This window comes from Amphritea sp. (genome assembly GCF_050300915.1).
Taxonomy (GTDB): Bacteria; Pseudomonadota; Gammaproteobacteria; order Pseudomonadales; family Balneatricaceae; genus Amphritea.
This window is the reverse complement of record NZ_JBNKYN010000211.1, coordinates 1-581: the sequence shown is the minus strand read 5'-3', so window position 1 is coordinate 581 and position 581 is coordinate 1. Positions and strand designations below refer to the sequence as shown.

Here is a 581-nt window from a genome sequence, read left to right as displayed (position 1 = left end):
CGAAGGATTAATTATAGATTGTCATGGTCACTACACCACAGCGCCGGATGAACTGGGTGAGTATCGTGAACAGCAGAAAAAAGATCTGGCGACTGACCCACTTTTTCAGCACGAAAAAGGTGTGATCAATATCTCCGATGACCAGATTCGTGACAGCCTTGAAGGCGCGCAATTGAAACTTCAGAATGAGCGTGGAAGTGACGTCACCATTTTTTCTCCACGTGCAAGCTGGATGGGTCACCATATCGGTAATCAATCCACCAGTACTACCTGGACCGAGCATTGCAACGATTTGATCTACCGTATTACACAGCTTTACCCAAAGAATTTCATCGGTGGTGCGCAACTACCACAGTCACCTGAATCAGGTCTTGAAGCGAGCGCGAAAGAGCTTGAACGCTGTGTTACTGAGTTAGGTTTTGTCGGCTTTAACCTGAGCCCAGATCCTTCAGGTGGTCACTGGAAATCACCTCCGCTGGATGATCGCTACTGGTATCCCATTTACGAAAAGATGTCTGAACTCAATGTGCCCGCAATGATCCACGTCAGCGGTAGCTGTCATCGCTGTTTTCACACTACAG

1 protein-coding gene is annotated in these 581 nt (G+C 47.8%); it reads left to right on the top strand.

The genetic code is table 11. The features are described 5' to 3' along the window. The coding region (locus tag ACQY8X_RS21110; RefSeq protein ID WP_428037092.1) for an amidohydrolase family protein at positions 1-581 on the top strand (581 nt) is incomplete at both ends.